Origin of the sequence: Dietzia psychralcaliphila, assembly GCF_003096095.1 — a bacterium.
Lineage (GTDB): Bacteria > Actinomycetota > Actinomycetes > Mycobacteriales > Mycobacteriaceae > Dietzia > Dietzia psychralcaliphila.
On record NZ_CP015453.1, the window covers coordinates 714,359 to 730,223 of the forward strand.

A 15,865-nucleotide genomic window follows, 5' to 3' on the forward strand; every position below is an offset into this window, starting at 1 on the left:
CATGGCAATAAGCAACTTCGGATATGTCCGGCTGTATGCCACCGACATGGACGCATGGCGTGAGTACGGAACCAAGGTACTCGGGTTCGTGGTGGGTTCCGGCGACGATCCGGACGCACTCTACTTCCGTATGGACGAGAATCCGCACCGGTGGATCGTGGTTCCCGGCCCGGAGGACAAGCTCGCCGCGGTGGGCTGGGAGTGCGCGAACGAGGCGGAGCTCGATGACGTCATACGACGCCTCGACGCCGCCGGTGTGGCCTGGCAGGAGGCCCCCGACGAGGTCAAGCGGGACCGCAGGGTACGGGGTCTGATCACCTGCCAGGACCCGGCCGGGTTCACGCTGGAGATCTACCACACCATCGCCCTCCAGCACCGGCGCATCCCGACGCCCTACGGGCACGAGTTCGTCACCGGTGACCAGGGGGCGGGTCACATCGTGCTCTCCACCCCGGACGAGGTGGCGGCGCTGGAGTTCTACCGGGACGTCCTCGGGTTCGCCCTGCGCGACTCGATGAGCCTGCCGCCGGAGATCGTCGGTCGACCGGCCGACGGGGAACCGGCGTGGCTGCGCTTCCTGGGCTGCAACCCCCGGCATCACTCGCTCGCGTTCACACCGTTCCCCAACCCCACCGGGATCATCCACCTGATGGTCGAGGTCGCGTCGGCGGACGACGTCGGTCTCGGGCTGGACCGGGCACTGCGCAAGAACGTCAGGATGTCGGCCTCCCTCGGCCGGCACGTCAACGACAAGATGCTGAGCTTTTACATGAAGACGCCCGGTGGCTTCGACTGCGAGTACGGCTGCGAGGGCGTACAGGTCGAGGACGACGAGAAATGGGTCGCGCGGGAGTCGACGGCCGTGAGCCTCTGGGGCCACGACTTCTCCGTCGGTTTCAAGTAGACGCCTAGGCTGGGTTACTGAACAACCGGGTTCTCGAGCAGCAGGGTTCGTGAACACGCCGGGTTCGTGAACACCCGGTGACCAGCCGCCGGACGCACCCACAGCCGTGACGGCACCGTATCCGCCAGTCCAGGGAGGACCGACCGAGATGAGCAGTACCGACCACACCCCGGAGGGCCAGAGCTTCTCCAACCGGGAACTGCGCGACGCGCTCGGCCAGTTCTGTACGGGGATCACCGTCATCACGGCGGTCAAGGACGACGCGCCGGTCGGGTTCGCCTGCCAGTCCTTCTCCGCGCTCTCCCTCGAGCCTCCCCTGGTCCTGTTCTGCCCGATGAAGACGTCGGGGTCGTGGAAGGGGATCGAGGCGGCCGGCAAGTTCTGCGTCAACATCCTCTCCGAGGAGCAGGAGGACGTCTCGTCCACGTTCGGCCGTCGCGGGGACGACAAGTTCGCGTCGATCGACTGGTCGCCGAGTCCGCTCGGCTCTCCGGTGATCGACGGCGTGATGGCGTGGCTGGACTGCGAGATCGAGCAGGTGCTCGACGGCGGCGACCACTGGATCGTCCTGGGGCGGGTCAACCACCTCGGGCCGACCGAACGGGACGTCCGTCCCCTGCTGTTCTACCGCGGGGCGTATCTGAGTATCGAGGAGGACGTCGTGGATCCGACGCCCGAGCAGGAAGAGCTCGCCAACTTCATCACCTCCGCCGACTCCTACACGTGGCTGTGAGCGCCGCGATGGGGGAGAACTCAGTGGGGGAGAGCTCAGTGGGGGATAACTCAGTGGGGGAGACCGGGGCGACCGGGCCGCTGGCCAGGGCGCTGGCCGAGGCCGAGGAGATCATCCGGTCGGCGCCGCACGTGCGGACCGAGGCAGACGTGGCCGAGGGGCTCGAGTACCTGCTGGGGACCATCCGTGGAGTGATCGAGAGCGGACAGCACCGAGGTCGCTCCCATCCGCAGCTGTTCCAGGCCACGGGCCCGTACACGAAGATGGGCCTCGACAACCCGGACACCTTGTACTTCTACGCCAACCTCACTGACGGCGCCGAGTACGTGATCGAGGGTCGACGCGGGACCACCGCGGACCTGTCCTTCCAGGTGATGGCCGGTACCTATTCGGCGGACGAGCGTGCGGCGTCCCACGCGGCATTCGACGACCGCGCACTCGAGATAGACGAGGACGGTCGGTACTCGTTCCTCCTGGGACCCCCACGACACGACGACGACGAGGGCGACCCCGGTTACGTGGTGCTCCACCCGGGGACCTCGATGATCGCCGTCCGCGAGGTCTACTCGGACTGGGACACCGAGGAGGCCGGCACCGCCGTCCTGCGCCGTGTCGACGCCGTGGGCACCGCTCCGGAGCCGGTGTCACTGGCGGGGCAGGAGAAGTTCTACGCCAAGCTCGCGGACGCGCTGACCGGCCGGTTGCAGACCTGGTTGGCCTTCCCGGGGTGGTTCTTCGGCGACCAGCCGCGCAACACCCTCGGCCAGCCGCGGCAGACGCCGGGCGGACTCACCACGCAGTGCTCGTCGGCCGGGGTCTTCGAGCTGGAGCCGGACCAGGCGATGATCATCTCGGTGCCCGTGGCCGGCGTGCCCTACCAGGGCTTCCAGCTGGGCAGCATGTGGTACGCCTCGCTCGAGTACGTGCACCACCAGACCAGCCTCACCGCGGACCAGGCGCACGTCGCCGCCGACGGGATGGTCTACCTGGTGGTGGCCGACCGGGACCCCGGGGTGGCCAACTGGATCGAGACCCTGGGCCACCGCGAGGGCATCATGCAGTTCCGCTGGCAGCGTGTCGACGCCCCCATCACACCGGAGCAGGGACCGACCGTGAAGGTCGTGCCGTTCGACCACGTCGCCTCCGAGCTGCCCGGCTATGACGACCAGCGGGTGACCGCCGAACAGTGGCGCGCACGGATCGCCGCGCGTCAGGACGCGTTCGCACGACGGGGTCTGTCATGAGAAGGGGTCTGTCCATGAACAGCAATTGTCTCGTGGGCAGGAGGCCCAGCTGATGTCCGCACCGACCGACGCCGACCGCATCTTCGTCGGCACCGTCGACGACCTCCACGCGAGCGCCTCGAGGGCGGTCGGGCTCGAGGACTTCGGGGACGGCGAGGACCGCCACCGCGAGGCGCTGGGCGTGCTACTCGACTCCCTGCACTCCGACGCCGGCCTCACCCCGGCCGGCAGCAAGTACTGGCGCTCCGTACTCAAGGGCGCGATGGCGGCGCGGCTCGTCTCGCAGGCGGGTTTCTCGGCGGACCCGGCCCAGGCGGACGTCGAGATCGTGCGGCCCGTCGTCGTCACCGGTCTTCCCCGGACCGGAACCACGGCACTTCACCGACTCCTGGGCGCCGACCCCGCGAACCAGGGACTCGAGTTGTGGCTCACGGAGGTCCCCAAGCCGCGGCCGCCCCGGGAGCAGTGGGAGGACGACCCCACCTACCGCGGGCTGCGCGACCTGTACGCCGGGTTCATGTCGGAGAACCCCGACTACGGAGGGGTGCACTACATCTCCGCCGACGACCTGGAGGAGTGCTGGCAGCTGCTGCGCCAGTCCGCCACGTCGGCGTCGTACGAGTGCCTGGCCAGGCTCGACGGGTATTCGACGTGGCTCGAGGGCGTCGACTGGGTGCCCGTGTACCGGCGACACAAGCGCAACCTGCAGCTGATCGGGGCGGACGATCCCGGACGGCGATGGGTGCTCAAGAACCCCAGCCACCTGTTCGCGCTCGACGCACTGCTCGAGGTGTACCCCGACGCCGTGGTGGTGCAGACCCATCGAGATCCGCGCAAGTCCATGGCGTCGATGTTCTCGCTGGCGCACCGGACCGCCGCGGACTGGTCGACGCGCTTCACCCCGGAGTACATCGGGTCCTCGCAGCTCGACCTGTGGGCGCGCGGCGTGGTCGAGTTCGACGCGGTCCGCGCCCGGCACGAGTCGGACCCGGCGTCGCGGGCGACGTTCGTGGACGTCAACCACCGTGAGCTGATCGAGGACCCGGCGGGAGTGGTGGAACGTGTGTACGCCGCTGTCGGTACCGGGCTGGACGACGGGGTGCGAACGGCGGTCGAGGCCGAGAACGCGAAGAGTCTGTCCGGCGACCGGGCGCCCGCACACCGCTACACGCTCGCCGACTACGGATTGAGCGAGGAGCAGGTCGCCGAGCGGTTCGACGGCTACCGGGGCCTGGAGGGGTAGAGGCACCGGACCAGAGGTGCTGGGTCGGAGGTGCTGCGTCAGAGGTACTGGGTCAGAGGTACTGCCGGACGGCCTCGATGATGCGGTCGGCCACGTCCTCCTTGCACACCAGCAGGTCGGGGAACTCGATCTGCTCGACGTTGTAGACCAGCTCGGAACCGTCGAGTCGGCTGGCGTGCAGCCCGCGCTGGCGTACCACGCCGAACGTGGCGGCCGAGTCCCACTGGTGGTGCCCGCTGGTGTGGATGTAGGCGTCGCACTCGCCCTCGACGACGGTGGCGGTCTTGCCGCCTCCCGATCCGAGGTGCACCAGCGAGGCGTCGAGCGACTCCGCGAGCTCCTCCGCGAACGCCGGGGGATCGGCCTCCGAGACGGCGATGCGCAGGTGATCGTCGTCGCGTGGCGGAACCAGCGGGCGGGGGCGTGGGCCGCGGATGATGGAGATCGGCTGGTAGGTGGTGGCGCCTCGGCCGGTGATCACCCGGCCGTACGCGGGCATGGCGATCGCGCAGGCGGTGATACCGCCGGTGCCCGCCGGGTCCCTCTCCCACAGAGCCACGTGTACCGCCCAGTCGGGACGTCCCTCGGTGCAGTACGAGTGCACGCCGTCCAGTGGGTCGATCATCCACACCCGGTCCGCCTCGAGGCGGGCCCGCGAGTCCGGGTTCCATTCGCCAAAGACGAGGTCGTCGGGCCGGGCCACGGCGAGCCGGTCCACGATCACCGCTCGGGCCTCGCCCTCGGCGAAGTCGCCGAGTTCCTCTGGAGCGACCCGGGAGACCCTCAGATCGGTGAGCAGTCGTCCGGCCTGCGCCGCCAGGTCCTCGGCGAGTCGTTGGTCGTTGGTACGTCCGTGCTCGGGGAAGGGACTCATACCGGCGATTCTAGAGGCCTGCGGCCACCTCTAGCGCCCCGAGGATCTCGTGGGGCTGACCGAGCAACTGAGCGGTGCCGTGCGCGCGCTTGAAGAACAGGTGGGCGTCGTATTCCCACGTGATCCCCACGCCGCCGTGGAGCTGGATGGACTCGCCGGTGATCCACTGCAGTGCCTCGGAGCAGTACACCTTGGCGGCGGCGGCCTCGATCTCGGCGGCGTAGGCGGCCTCGTCGGAGTTCGGCCCGTCCCCGAGAGACTGGGCCTGGGCGACCATCGCGGCGGCCGAGTAGGACAGCGACGCGGCGGTCTCGGCCCTGACGTACATGTCGGCCATGCGGTGTTTGAGCGCCTGGAACGAGCCGATGGTGCGGCCGAACTGCGTGCGCTCCTGGGTGTACTTCACGGTCGCGTCGAGCACGGACCGCGCGGCGCCGACCTGCTCGGCGGAGATCGCCGCCCACGCGGCCGCGCGAAGTCGGGGCAGGAAGCTCGCGCGGGTGGGGACGGGCGTCGCCGTGACGGAATCGAACTCGACGCGCGCCATCGTGCGGGTGGGGTCCATGACCGGGACCCGGGTGACCGTCACCCCGGAGGTCTCGGTGGGAACCTCGAAGAGCCCCACCCCGCCGCCCGTGATCGCTATCACGAGCAGCGTGGAGGAGGTGTCGGCGCCGAGGACGTGGTGGGCGGTGCCGCTGAGCGTGTCACCGTCGGAACCGGAGGCGCTGACCCCCGGCGTGGCCCAGCCGTCCTCCGACGCCCAGCACAGCGCCACCTGCTCGCCGGCGGCGATGCCGGGCAGTATCCGGGCGCAGGCCGCCTCGTCACCGGAGGCCAGCACGGCCTGGGCCGCGAGGACCGCCGAGCCGAGCAGGGGGGAGGGGGTGAGGCGACGGCCCAGCTCTTCGCACACCAGGTGGGTCTCGACCCAGGTGGCACCGGCGCCGTCGTACTGCTCGGGGATCGACAGCGCTGCCGCGCCGATCTGCTCGACGAGGGTCGACCACAGTGCGGGGTCGTGCCCGTGCTCGGAGGCCATGGCCGCACGTACGGCCGCCGGGTCCGACTTCTTGTCCAGGAGCCCGGCGACCGAACTCCGCATTGCCGCCTGCTCCTCGGTGTCCACCCCGGGGGAGGTTGTGAGCGCGGTCATCGCGCACTCTCCAGGCTGTCCAGGACACGCCCGCGGTGGTAGCTCTGCGTACCCCACGCGGTCTGCAGTGCACGGGTCTTGGTGAGCAGGAGGCCCAGATCGTGCTCAAGGGTGTAGCCGATCGCGCCGTGGATCTGCAGCGCCGTGCGGGCGGACAGGTAGGCGGCGTCGGCGACGGCCACGCGGGCGGCGGAGACGTCCCGGACGGCGGCGGCCGGATCGTCGGGGTTCTCGGCCACCGCGAGTGCGCCGGCCCACAGCAGGGGGCGGGCCATCTCGAGCGCGATCGCGACCTCGGCGAGCTGGTGCTTGAGCGCCTGGTACTGGCCGATGACCTTGCCGTACTGCGAGCGCTGCGTGGCGTAGTCCACGCTCATGTCGAGCATGGCCCGCCCCAGGCCCATGAGCTGGGCCGCGGTGCCCAACGCCCCGTGGTTGACCAGGTCGACGGTGCTCGCCGCGCCGACCTGGTCGCCGCGGGTCGGGGTGGTGACGGTGCGGGCGCGATCCACCGAACGACGGGCCTCTCCGGCCTCGCCGGTGAACACCTTGTCGTCGTCCGCGATCCACAGGTGCGCGGCGACATGGGCGTCGGGTGCGAACGGGGAGACGCCCGGCACGGCGACCGAGGCGAACGCGCCGCCGGCGAGCTCGCCCGCGGTGTCGGGCGCTGTCGCGTTCAGCGCGGCCGCGATGCGGGGTGCGACCATCACCGACTCGGTGACCGGCCCGGGGACGGCGTATCGCCCCATGACCTCCAGCGCCACGACGGCCTCGACGGCGGTGGCCCCGGCCCCGCCCGCGTCCTCGTCGATGAGCAGGGCGGCGGCGCCGGTCTCGGCGACCCTGCCCCACACGGTGGTGCCGGGGCCGGTGTCACCGGCGCTCCAGGCCCGGATGACCGACGGCATGTCGGATTTGGCCAGCAGCGAGTCGATGCTCGCCGCGAAGTCGATGATCTCCGGATCGAGTGAGAATCTCATGGTGTTCGATGTCCCGTCAGCCGCGCGGTAGGCCGAGGAGCCGCTCGGCGATGATGTTCTTCTGGACTTCGTTCGTGCCCGCGTAGATGGGCCCGGCGAGGGCGAACAGGTAGCCGTCCATCCACTGCTCGCCGGCGAGTTCGCCCGCCGTGCCGAGTACGTCCAGGGCGGTCTCGTGGGTGGCGATGTCCCAGTTCGACCAGAAGACCTTGTTGATGGAGGACTCGAACCCCAGGTTGGCGCCGCCGGTGAGCGTGGTGACGGTGTTCCAGGTGCTGAGCTCGTAGGCGCGGGAGCCGATCCAGGCGTCCACCACGCGATCGGCCAGCTCGCCGCGGGTGCGCTCGTCGAGATCCGCCTCGGCCGAGCCCCAGAGGTCGAGCAGCCGGTCAGTCGTGGCCAGGAAGCGCCCCGGCGAGCGCAGGGAGAGCCCGCGCTCGTTGTTGGCGGTGGACATGGCCACCTTCCACCCCTGGTTGACCTCGCCGATCACGCCGGACTCTGCCGGGTCCGCGGGGTCGTCGGGAACGAAGACGTCCTCGAGGAACAGCTCGGCGAAGCCGGGCAGGCCGTCGAGCTGGTCGATCGGGCGCACGGTGACGCCCTCGGCCCGCAGGTCGAACATGAAGTAGGTCAGGCCCTTGTGGCGGGGCTCGTCCGGGTCGGTCCGGAACAGGCCGAAGCCCTTGTCCGCGAAGGAGGCGCGGGTGGACCACACTTTCTGGCCGTTCAGGACCCAGCCGCCGTCGACGCGGGTGGCGGTGGAGCGCAACGACGCCAGGTCCGAACCCGCCTCCGGCTCGGACCAGGCCTGCGCCCAGATGTCGTCGGCGCGGGCCATGCGCGGCATGATGTGCGCGAGCTGCTCGGGGGTCGCGTGGTCGAACAGGGTCGGCGCCAGGAGGAAGATGCCGTTCTGGCTCACGCGCAGCGGGGCGCCCGCGCGGAAGTACTCCTCCTCGAAGACCACCCAGTTGACCAGGCCGCAGTCCCGGCCGCCGAACTCCTCCGGCCAGGACACGACCGACATGCGCGCGTCGGCCATCGTGCGCTCCCACTCGCGGTGGGCCTCGAAACCCTCGCGGGTGTCCATGTGCGGCAGCGGCTCGGCGGGCACGTTGGCCGCGAGCCACTCGCGAACCTCGAGGCGGAACTCCTGTGTCGAGGCGTCAAGATCCAGATCCACGGCGTCAGCCCTCGTTCTTCCCGGTCGAGCCCTTGTTCGCGCTGTCGCGCATGGACCGCGCGTCCATCCCGCCGAGGGAGGTAGAGAACGAGTCTGTGTCGTCGGGTTCGGCGTTGGCAGAGTGGGCGAACATGTGCCAGCCGAACGCCGTGTCCAGCGAGGTCTGCAGACCCATCTGGTCCTCGTTGGAGTTGATGACCTTCTTGGCCAGCGTGAGACCGAAGGCGGGCATCGTCGCGATCTCCCCGGCGATCTCGTCGACCTTGGCCTGCAGTTCGTCGCGGGGCACGACGTGGTTGAGCATTCCCCAGTCCAGCGCCTCGGCCGCGCCGAATCTGCGACCGGTGTAGAGGATCTCCTTGGCGCGTCGGGGGCCCAGCACGAAGGCGTGGGCGAAGTACTCGACACCCGGAATGCCCATCTTGACCACGGGGTCGGAGAAGAACGCGTCGTCGGAGGCCACGATGAAGTCGCAGACCCACGCCAGCATGAGGCCGCCGGCGATGCACGCGCCGTGGACCTGGGCGATCATCGGCTTGGGGATCTCTCGCCAGCGCCGGCACATCTGCACGTAGACCTCGGTCTCGCGGGCCAGTCGCCGGTCGCCGCCCCCGCGGGTGGTGTGGTCCCACCAGATCGAGGCGCGGTTGGGGTACTCGACATGGTGGTCGCGTTCTGTGGTGCCGATGTCGTGGCCTGCGGAGAAGTGCTTGCCGTTGGCGCGCAGGACGATCACCTTGACCGAGTCGTCCTCGACGGCCTTGATGAAGGCATTGTCCAGCGAGTACGTCATCACCGAGTTCTGCGCGTTGCGGAAGTCGGGACGGTTGAGGGTGACGTAGGCGGTGCCGCCCGCGACCTCGTAGGCGACCGGCTGCGTGTCCGGGCCGAGGTCGTCTACACCGAGGACCGGAGGGATGGGTGCGTCGGTCATGAGCTGGGGTTCTCCTTACCTAGCAAGTGCTTGGTTGGTACTGTACCGGACCCGCTCGGTTCGCACCCCGTGGCCACGTTCCCGCGGCGCACTGGACACCGCCGTTCAGGCGCCATGTCCACCGCCGTTCAGGCGCCACGGCCATCGCCGTTCAGACGCCGTAGCCACCGTCCACGTCGAGCTTCTGGCCGGAGATGAAGCCGGCGCGGCCGGAGGCCAGGAAGACCACGGCCTCGGCGACGTCGTCCGCGGTGCCGAACCGTCGCAGGGGGATGTTGCCGCGGGTGACCTCGAGTGCGCGGTCGTCGAGGTCGCCCGAGGAGATGAGGCGTTCGGCCATCCCGTCGATGAGCATCCCCGGGCCCACGCAGTTCACGCGCACGCCGAAACGGCCCTCCTCCGCCGCCAGGCCCCGGACCAGCTGCTCGACAGCGCCCTTGGGGACCGCGGACAGGCCGTCCCGGACGGGATAGCGGGTGGTGGCGGCGGTGGTGACGACGACGACGTTGCCGCCCACCGCGCGCAGGTGCGGCAGCGCCGGGTGCGCGATGGCGAAGAATCCGGCGGCGTCCGCGTCCAGCTGGGCGCGGAGATCGGCCGGGCTGGTCCGGGACAGGTGGACCATGGGAACGTGCGGGCCGGCGCAATGGGCGAGGACGGCGATCCCGCCGTACCGGGAGCCGATCCCGTCGACGATCGCGGCCACCTCGTCGTCGTCGTGGTGGTCGTGGGCGCCGTCCTGGTCGACGTTCCTCCGCCCCGGGAACAGGCGGACGCACTCCACGGTGCGCCCACGGGCTTCGGCGCGCCCACCAGATGCGATGCGCCCACCAGATGCGATGCGCTCTCCCATTGCGGCGTCCCCGGTGTCGGACAGCTCGGCCATCAGGTCCACCGGTTCGGTCGATCGGTAGCCCAGCACCAGGGGAGCGTCGGGGAACTCGTCGGCGAGGCGCCGGGCCACCGCGCCCCCGATGCCGCCCGAGGCACCGGTGATCAGGACCGCGCCCGCCCCCCGCTCCACGTGCTGGCCCCCCTCGGAATCCTCGGGTTGGTCGGGGCTTGCGGGGTGGCCGGGGCTGTCGGAGCGGTCGGTGGGGACGCTCATCGCAGGTCGGTCTTGAGGATCTTGCCCGAGGCGTTGCGCGGGAAGGACTCGACGAACTCGACCGCGCGGGGGCGTTTGAAGTTGGCCAGGTGCTCGCGGCAGAACCCGAGGACGTCCTCCTCGGTGAGCGATGAACCGTCTCGGAGCACCACGAAGGCCTTTCCGACCTCGCCCATCCGGTCGTCGGGGACACCGATGACGGCGGTCTCGACCACCCCGTCCAAGCGCGCGAGCGTCTGCTCGACCTCCGCGGGGTACACGTTGAACCCGCCCGTGATGTACATGTCCTTGAGGCGGTCGGTGATGCGCAGATTGCCGTGGGAGTCGATCTCGCCCACGTCCCCGGTGTGGAGCCAGCCGTCGGGGTCGATGGTGTCCGCGGTGTTCTCCGGGTCGTCGAGATACCCCTGCATGACCATCTCGCCCCGGGTGAGGATCTCGCCCTTGTCGCCGATCCGGATCTCCATGCCGGGGTAGGCGCGGCCGCAGGTGGTGGCCACGGTGACGTCGTCGTCGTCCGCGGTGGTGGTGGTGATGAAACCCATCGTCTCGGTCTGGCCGTACGCGGTGAGGACCGTCTCCAGCCCCAGGTCGGACTGCATCCGCTCGACCAGCACCACCGGGACCACCGACGCGCCGGTCACCGCGAGACGCAGGGAGGACAGGTCGAAACGCGAGCGGTCGGGAGCGTCCAGGATCGTCTGGAAGATCGTGGGCGCGCCCGGCAGGACCGAGGCTCGCTCCTGCTGGATGAGCCGCATGGTCTCGGTGGGCGAGTACACCGCCAGGGGGATGATCGTGGCGCCGAAGAGCGTGCAGACCAGGAATCCGGCCTTGTAGCCGAAGCTGTGGAAGAACGGGTTGACGATGAGGTAGCGGTCGCGTTCGGTCAGCCCTCCGTTCGAGCCCCACGCGCGTGCCCCCGCGACGGTCTGGCGGTGCAACGCCACTACGCCCTTGCTCTTGCCGGTGGTGCCGGAGGTGAACAGGATGTCGGCCACGTCCTCGCCCGTCACGGCATCCGCGCGCGTGTCCGCGTCGGCGAGGGTGGACTCCGTGGCCAGCGACTGGAGGTCGGTCAGGTCGAGGACGTCGATGTCGGTGGCCGCGGTGTCGCCGCCGTCGAGGGGGATCCGCACGAGGATCCGCAGTGTGGTGGCGCCGGCGAGCGATCCGCCCGCCGCTGAGGTCAGCTCGGCGATCCGCTCGGCGCCGAGAAAGGCGCCCGCCACGACCGCGGCGGACGCGTTCGTCCGCTGGACCAGTTCGAGCGTCTCGCTACCGGTGTAGCGGGTGTTGGCGGGGACCACCGTCCCGCCGGCGTACTGCACACCGAGCGCGGCCACGATCCAGTGGCGGGTGTTGGGCGCCCAGATCACCACGCGGTCACCGTGGCCGACTCCGCGCGTGATGAGGCCCGCGGCGAACCGGCGGACCTCGTCGAGCAGCTGCGACCACGTCCACCGGGTGTCCTGGCCGGGCTGGACGTCGGCGATCGCCTCGCGGTCCGGCCAGAGTTCCGCCGCCCGTCGCAGGGCTGCGGCGGTGGTCTCGACGTCGCGGGTGGCGGCGGCGGGGCGGTCGGTCATCGCGGACTCCTCGGGTGCTGCGGGTGTGGCGCCCACCACGGTACCAAGCACCTGCTTGGTCGGCCCCGTGCTCAGTACCTGAGCGCGCCCCGGTCGAACGGGACCTGGACCCCCGAGATCGAGCGGGAACCGTCCCCGGCCAGGAACGACACCACGTCGGCGACCTCCTCGGGGGGCATGAAGTCCGCCAGCGTGCTGACGCCGTCCGCGAGGACGTTCTTGAGGGGCATCGGCGAGAAGCTGTGCAGGTACGACGGGAACCGGCCGAAGATCTCCGCCATGCCGTCGGGGTCGATCATCGGCGTGTCCACCGAGTACGGGTGGATCGAGTTGACCCGGATGCCGAACTCGCCCGCCTCGAGGGCGAGTGAGTTGGTCAGCGCGACCAGGCCGGCCTTGGAGGCCGAGTAGTGCCCGTTGCCCGGCGTGGCCTTGAGGCCCGCCGACGAGCTGACGATGATGATCGACCCGCCGTTGCCCGCGGAGATCATCGCCGGCACCGCCGCGCGGATCGTCCGCCACGTGCCGCTGAGGTTGACGCCGATGACCATGTCCCAGTCGTCCTCCGGCAGCTCCCACAGCCGGCCCCAGTTGAGGACGCCGGCGTTGGCGACGACGATGTCCAGCCGGCCGAAGGTGGCGATGGTGCGGGTGACCAGGTCCTGCAGCGCGCCCAGTTCCCGGATGTCGAGGACGGCCGAGAGGGATCTGCCCCCGGCCTCCTCGACCAGGCGAACGGTCTCGGCGAGATCGTCCGGTGTCGGCGCCGGGTAGGAGACGGACTCGGATACGGGGGCGCAGATGTCGGTGACCACGACGTCCGCGCCCTCCGAGGCGAGACGGACGGCGTGGGCCCGGCCCTGTGCCCGGGCGGCGCCGGTGACCAGTGCGACCTTGCCCTCCAGGGGCGTGACGGGTGTGCTCATGTCGACCATCACACCCGACGCGGTCCGTGGGGGCGGCCGGTTCGGGCAAACCAAGCAAGTGCTTGGTAGAGTGGCCCCATGACCCAGAGCACCAGGCCGGCGTCGGAGATGACCGACGACGAGTTCGCCGCGGAGTTCCGCACGTGGCTGGACGACAACCTGACCGGAGACTTCGCCGAGATCAAGGGCACCGGCGGGCCCGGCAGCGAGCACCAGTTCTTCGCCCGACGCCTGGCCTGGGAGCGGCACATGGCCGAGGCCGGGTGGACCTGCGTGGGCTGGCCGGTCGAGTACGGCGGCCGCGGGGCATCCCTGAGCCAGCAGGTCCGCGTGCACGAGGAGTACGCCAAGGCCGACGCCCCGGCGCGGGTGTCGCACCTGGGCGAGACGCTGCTCGGGCCCACCCTCATCGCGCACGGTACGCAGGAGCAGAAGGACCGTTTCCTGCCGCGGATCCTCGACGTCACCGAACTGTGGGCGCAGGGGTACTCCGAGCCCGGCGCCGGATCCGATCTGGCGAACGTGTCCACCACCGCGCGCCTGGGCGAGGACGGCAGATGGCATCTGCACGGGCAGAAGGTGTGGACCTCCCTGGCGCACCTGAGCCAGTGGGTGTTCGTCGTGGCCCGGACCGAGGAGGGGACCAGCCGTCACAAGGGCCTGAGTTTCCTGCTGGTGCCGCTGGACCAGCCGGGCGTCGAGATCAGGCCGATCCAGCAGCTCACCGGGACCTCGGAGTTCAACGAGGTCTTCTTCGACGACGCCGTCACCGACGCCGGAATGATCGTGGGGGAGCGGGGCGAGGGCTGGAAGGTCGCCATGACCCTGCTGGAGTTCGAGCGGGGTGTGTCGACGCTCGGTCAACAGGTGGGCTTCGCCCGCGAGCTCGACCAGATCGTGGCCATGGCCCGGTCCAACGGCAACGCGGAGGTCCCCGCGGTGCGCGAACGGATCACGCGCGCCTGGGTCGGGCTCAAGGTGATCCGCGCCCATGCACTGCGTACCCTCGCCGAGCGCGACGCCTCCGGGGGTAACGCCTCCGCGGCCAAACTCCTGTGGGCCACCTGGCACCGCGATCTGGGCGAACTGGCGATGACCGTGCAGGGGGCGGAGTCGCTCACCGGGCCCACGCACGACTCCGAGGGCGCGGCCAACGACCTGCACGACCCGGAGCATCTCGAGTTGGCGCGGTGGCAGCGGCTCTTCCTGTTCACCCGCTCCGACACCATCTACGGCGGATCCAACGAGATCCAGCGCAACATCATCTCCGAGCGCGTGCTCGGACTACCCCGAGAGGCCAGGCCGTCATGACCCAGCACAAGTCCCCCCTCGCCGCGTCCCCCCTGTCCACGGTGCCCGAGGAGACCTCGGGACACGGGCTGCTCGCCGGCAAGAAGGTCGTGGTGACGGCGGCCGCCGGCACGGGGATCGGGTTCTCGGCCGCACGTCGCGCCGCGCTCGAGGGTGCCGACGTGCTGGTGTCGGACTTCCACGAGCGCCGCATGAACGAGGCCCGCGACACGCTCGCCGCCGAGTTCCCCGAGCAGCGGTTCGAGGCCATCACCTGCAACGTGCAGTCGACCTCGGACGTCGACGCGCTGATCTCCGGCGCCGCCGAAAAGCTCGGCCGCATCGACGTGCTGGTCAACAACGCCGGCTTCGGAGGCGAGGGTGAGCTGGTCGACATGACCGACGAGGACTGGGACCGGGTCCTGGACATCACGCTCAACGGCACGTTCCGCGCGACCCGCGCGGCGCTGCGGTACTTCCGCGACGTGCCCCACAACGGGGTGATCGTCAACAACGCCTCGGTGCTGGGGTGGCGCGCGCAGCGGGCGCAGGCGCACTACGCGGCGGCCAAGGCCGGCGTCATGGCGCTCACCCGGTGTTCCGCGATCGAGGGCGCCGACTTCGGCGTGCGCATCAACGCGATCGCGCCCTCCATCGCCCGCCACGCGTTCCTGGAGAAGTCGGCCTCCGCCGAGCTCCTCGACGAGCTCGCCGCCAAGGAGGCGTTCGGGCGGGCCGCCGACGTCTGGGAGGTGGCCGCGACCATAGCCATGCTCGCCAGCGACTACACCACCTACCTCACCGGGGAGGTCGTCTCCATCTCGTCCCAGCGGGCCTGACCCGCGGTGGCCCCGGGCCCGGGGCTAGGCGTCCCGGATCTTCTCGACCTGCTTGCCGAAGGCGTCCACAGCCGTGTCCCGTTCGACGTCGGAGACCGGCCCCGCACCGTTGGCGACCGTGACGGAGACTCCGATCCCCCGCACGACCCCGGTGATCAGGACGTTCCCCGTGAGCATCTCCTGACCCATCATGTCCATGGTGTTGGTCTGCGAGATGGCGGCGAAGTGCTCCACGCCCTCGGGGGCCTGGAGTTCCAGCAGCGAGTTCTCGGCCCGGGTGGTCACCTCGGTCCCCTCGAGGGGGATCGTGACCGTCATGGTCGGGCAGTCGGCGATGAGCTGCTCACGAGCGGGAAGGCTGTCGGTCACCGTCGTCACGGACACCGCGTACGCGGAGTTCCCGCTCTGGCCCGCCTGGATCGCCATCGCGCCCGGTTCGGCCTGGGCGAGGAAGGCGTCCTGGCTGAAATCCGCGCAACGCTCGGGGTCGACACGGATCCCCGCGGCGATGTCCTCCAGCGCGCCGACCCCTCCCGCGATGTCCTCGGACGAGACGGGGGACAGGCCCAGTTCGGGGGCGTCGTCGGCGTTCAGCACCAACTGGTCGACGCCTGCGTCCGGCGCGCCCGGTGCGCTCGTCGGCTGGTCCCGGGGCGCCTCGGCCACCGCTGTGGTCGTGCCCGCGGGGGTGTCGTCGTCGCCGGTTTCACCGATCGTGCAGGCGGTGAGGCTCAGGGCGAGGCCGAACGTCGCCGAGGCCGCGAGGACACGGCGACCGGCTCGGCGCGGTGGGGACGAGATCGTGGGGCGCATGGTGGGGAGTCTAGGCAGTCGGCCGCGCCGGCGGGCGGACCGA

The 15,865-nt window shown here is 70.3% G+C and carries 15 protein-coding genes; 6 read left to right on the forward strand and 9 right to left on the reverse strand.

What is annotated here, in order from left to right; all coding sequences use genetic code 11:
• The first annotated feature begins 1 nt into the window (after window position 1).
• The 4 genes from hsaC to A6048_RS03195 all read left to right on the forward strand — a co-directional run bounded on the left by hsaC (window position 2) and on the right by A6048_RS03195 (window position 4,124).
• Entirely contained in the window at window positions 2-904 is a 903-nt protein-coding gene (gene hsaC, locus A6048_RS03180; protein WP_107748738.1) for an iron-dependent extradiol dioxygenase HsaC, read from the forward strand.
• 148 nt (window positions 905-1,052) lie between these two features.
• Window positions 1,053-1,637 (forward strand): 3-hydroxy-9,10-secoandrosta-1,3,5(10)-triene-9,17-dione monooxygenase reductase subunit, encoded by a 585-nt coding sequence (gene hsaB / locus A6048_RS03185; protein ID WP_107748739.1) that lies wholly within the window; start codon window positions 1,053-1,055, stop codon window positions 1,635-1,637.
• Window positions 1,638-1,645: 8 nt separating this feature from the next.
• The gene (locus A6048_RS03190) at window positions 1,646-2,881 is read left to right on the forward strand and encodes a hypothetical protein (RefSeq protein ID WP_107748845.1); all 1,236 of its coding nucleotides are present in this window, start codon (window positions 1,646-1,648) and stop codon (window positions 2,879-2,881) included.
• A 52-nt stretch (window positions 2,882-2,933) separates the two neighbouring features.
• Window positions 2,934-4,124, forward strand: coding sequence for a sulfotransferase family protein (locus A6048_RS03195; protein ID WP_107748740.1), 1,191 nt, complete (start codon window positions 2,934-2,936; stop codon window positions 4,122-4,124).
• Window positions 4,125-4,176: 52 nt separating this feature from the next.
• Here the strand turns inward: A6048_RS03195 and A6048_RS03200 are convergent, their stop codons facing one another.
• The 8 genes from A6048_RS03200 to A6048_RS03235 form a co-directional block, all read right to left on the reverse strand.
• On the reverse strand, window positions 4,177-4,998 hold the full coding sequence (locus A6048_RS03200) for an inositol monophosphatase family protein (RefSeq protein ID WP_107748741.1): 822 nt from the start codon (window positions 4,996-4,998) through the stop codon (window positions 4,177-4,179).
• 10 nt (window positions 4,999-5,008) lie between these two features.
• Entirely contained in the window at window positions 5,009-6,154 is a 1,146-nt protein-coding gene (locus A6048_RS03205; protein ID WP_107748742.1) for an acyl-CoA dehydrogenase family protein, read from the reverse strand.
• The gene (locus tag A6048_RS03210; RefSeq protein ID WP_107748743.1) at window positions 6,151-7,137 is read right to left on the reverse strand and encodes an acyl-CoA dehydrogenase family protein; all 987 of its coding nucleotides are present in this window, start codon (window positions 7,135-7,137) and stop codon (window positions 6,151-6,153) included. Before A6048_RS03210 ends, A6048_RS03205 begins: the two co-directional genes overlap by 4 nt.
• A gap of 16 nt (window positions 7,138-7,153) precedes the next feature.
• Window positions 7,154-8,323 (reverse strand): acyl-CoA dehydrogenase family protein, encoded by a 1,170-nt coding sequence (locus tag A6048_RS03215; RefSeq protein ID WP_107748744.1) that lies wholly within the window; start codon window positions 8,321-8,323, stop codon window positions 7,154-7,156.
• 4 nt (window positions 8,324-8,327) lie between these two features.
• Window positions 8,328-9,257: an enoyl-CoA hydratase gene (locus tag A6048_RS03220; RefSeq protein ID WP_107748745.1), complete on the reverse strand. Its 930-nt coding sequence runs from the start codon at window positions 9,255-9,257 to the stop codon at window positions 8,328-8,330.
• 151 nt (window positions 9,258-9,408) lie between these two features.
• The gene (locus tag A6048_RS03225) at window positions 9,409-10,365 is read right to left on the reverse strand and encodes an SDR family NAD(P)-dependent oxidoreductase (RefSeq protein ID WP_107748746.1); all 957 of its coding nucleotides are present in this window, start codon (window positions 10,363-10,365) and stop codon (window positions 9,409-9,411) included.
• Window positions 10,362-11,954: a FadD3 family acyl-CoA ligase gene (locus tag A6048_RS03230; RefSeq protein WP_107748747.1), complete on the reverse strand. Its 1,593-nt coding sequence runs from the start codon at window positions 11,952-11,954 to the stop codon at window positions 10,362-10,364. The genes A6048_RS03225 and A6048_RS03230 overlap by 4 nt, the downstream gene beginning before the upstream one ends.
• A gap of 71 nt (window positions 11,955-12,025) precedes the next feature.
• Window positions 12,026-12,880 carry a mycofactocin-coupled SDR family oxidoreductase gene (locus tag A6048_RS03235; protein ID WP_146166370.1) on the reverse strand — a complete coding sequence of 285 codons (855 nt, stop codon included), beginning with the start codon at window positions 12,878-12,880 and terminating at the stop codon, window positions 12,026-12,028.
• A 78-nt stretch (window positions 12,881-12,958) separates the two neighbouring features.
• Between A6048_RS03235 and A6048_RS03240 the strand changes: the two genes are divergently transcribed.
• On the forward strand, window positions 12,959-14,191 hold the full coding sequence (locus A6048_RS03240) for an acyl-CoA dehydrogenase family protein (protein WP_107748748.1): 1,233 nt from the start codon (window positions 12,959-12,961) through the stop codon (window positions 14,189-14,191).
• Window positions 14,188-15,009: an SDR family oxidoreductase gene (locus A6048_RS03245; RefSeq protein ID WP_107748749.1), complete on the forward strand. Its 822-nt coding sequence runs from the start codon at window positions 14,188-14,190 to the stop codon at window positions 15,007-15,009. The genes A6048_RS03240 and A6048_RS03245 overlap by 4 nt, the downstream gene beginning before the upstream one ends.
• A 24-nt stretch (window positions 15,010-15,033) precedes the next feature.
• Here A6048_RS03245 and A6048_RS03250 read toward each other — a convergent pair whose 3' ends face one another.
• A complete protein-coding gene (locus A6048_RS03250; RefSeq protein ID WP_107748750.1) occupies window positions 15,034-15,822 on the reverse strand; it encodes a hypothetical protein in 789 nt (262 codons plus the stop codon).
• Between the last annotated feature and the right edge of the window lie 43 nt (window positions 15,823-15,865).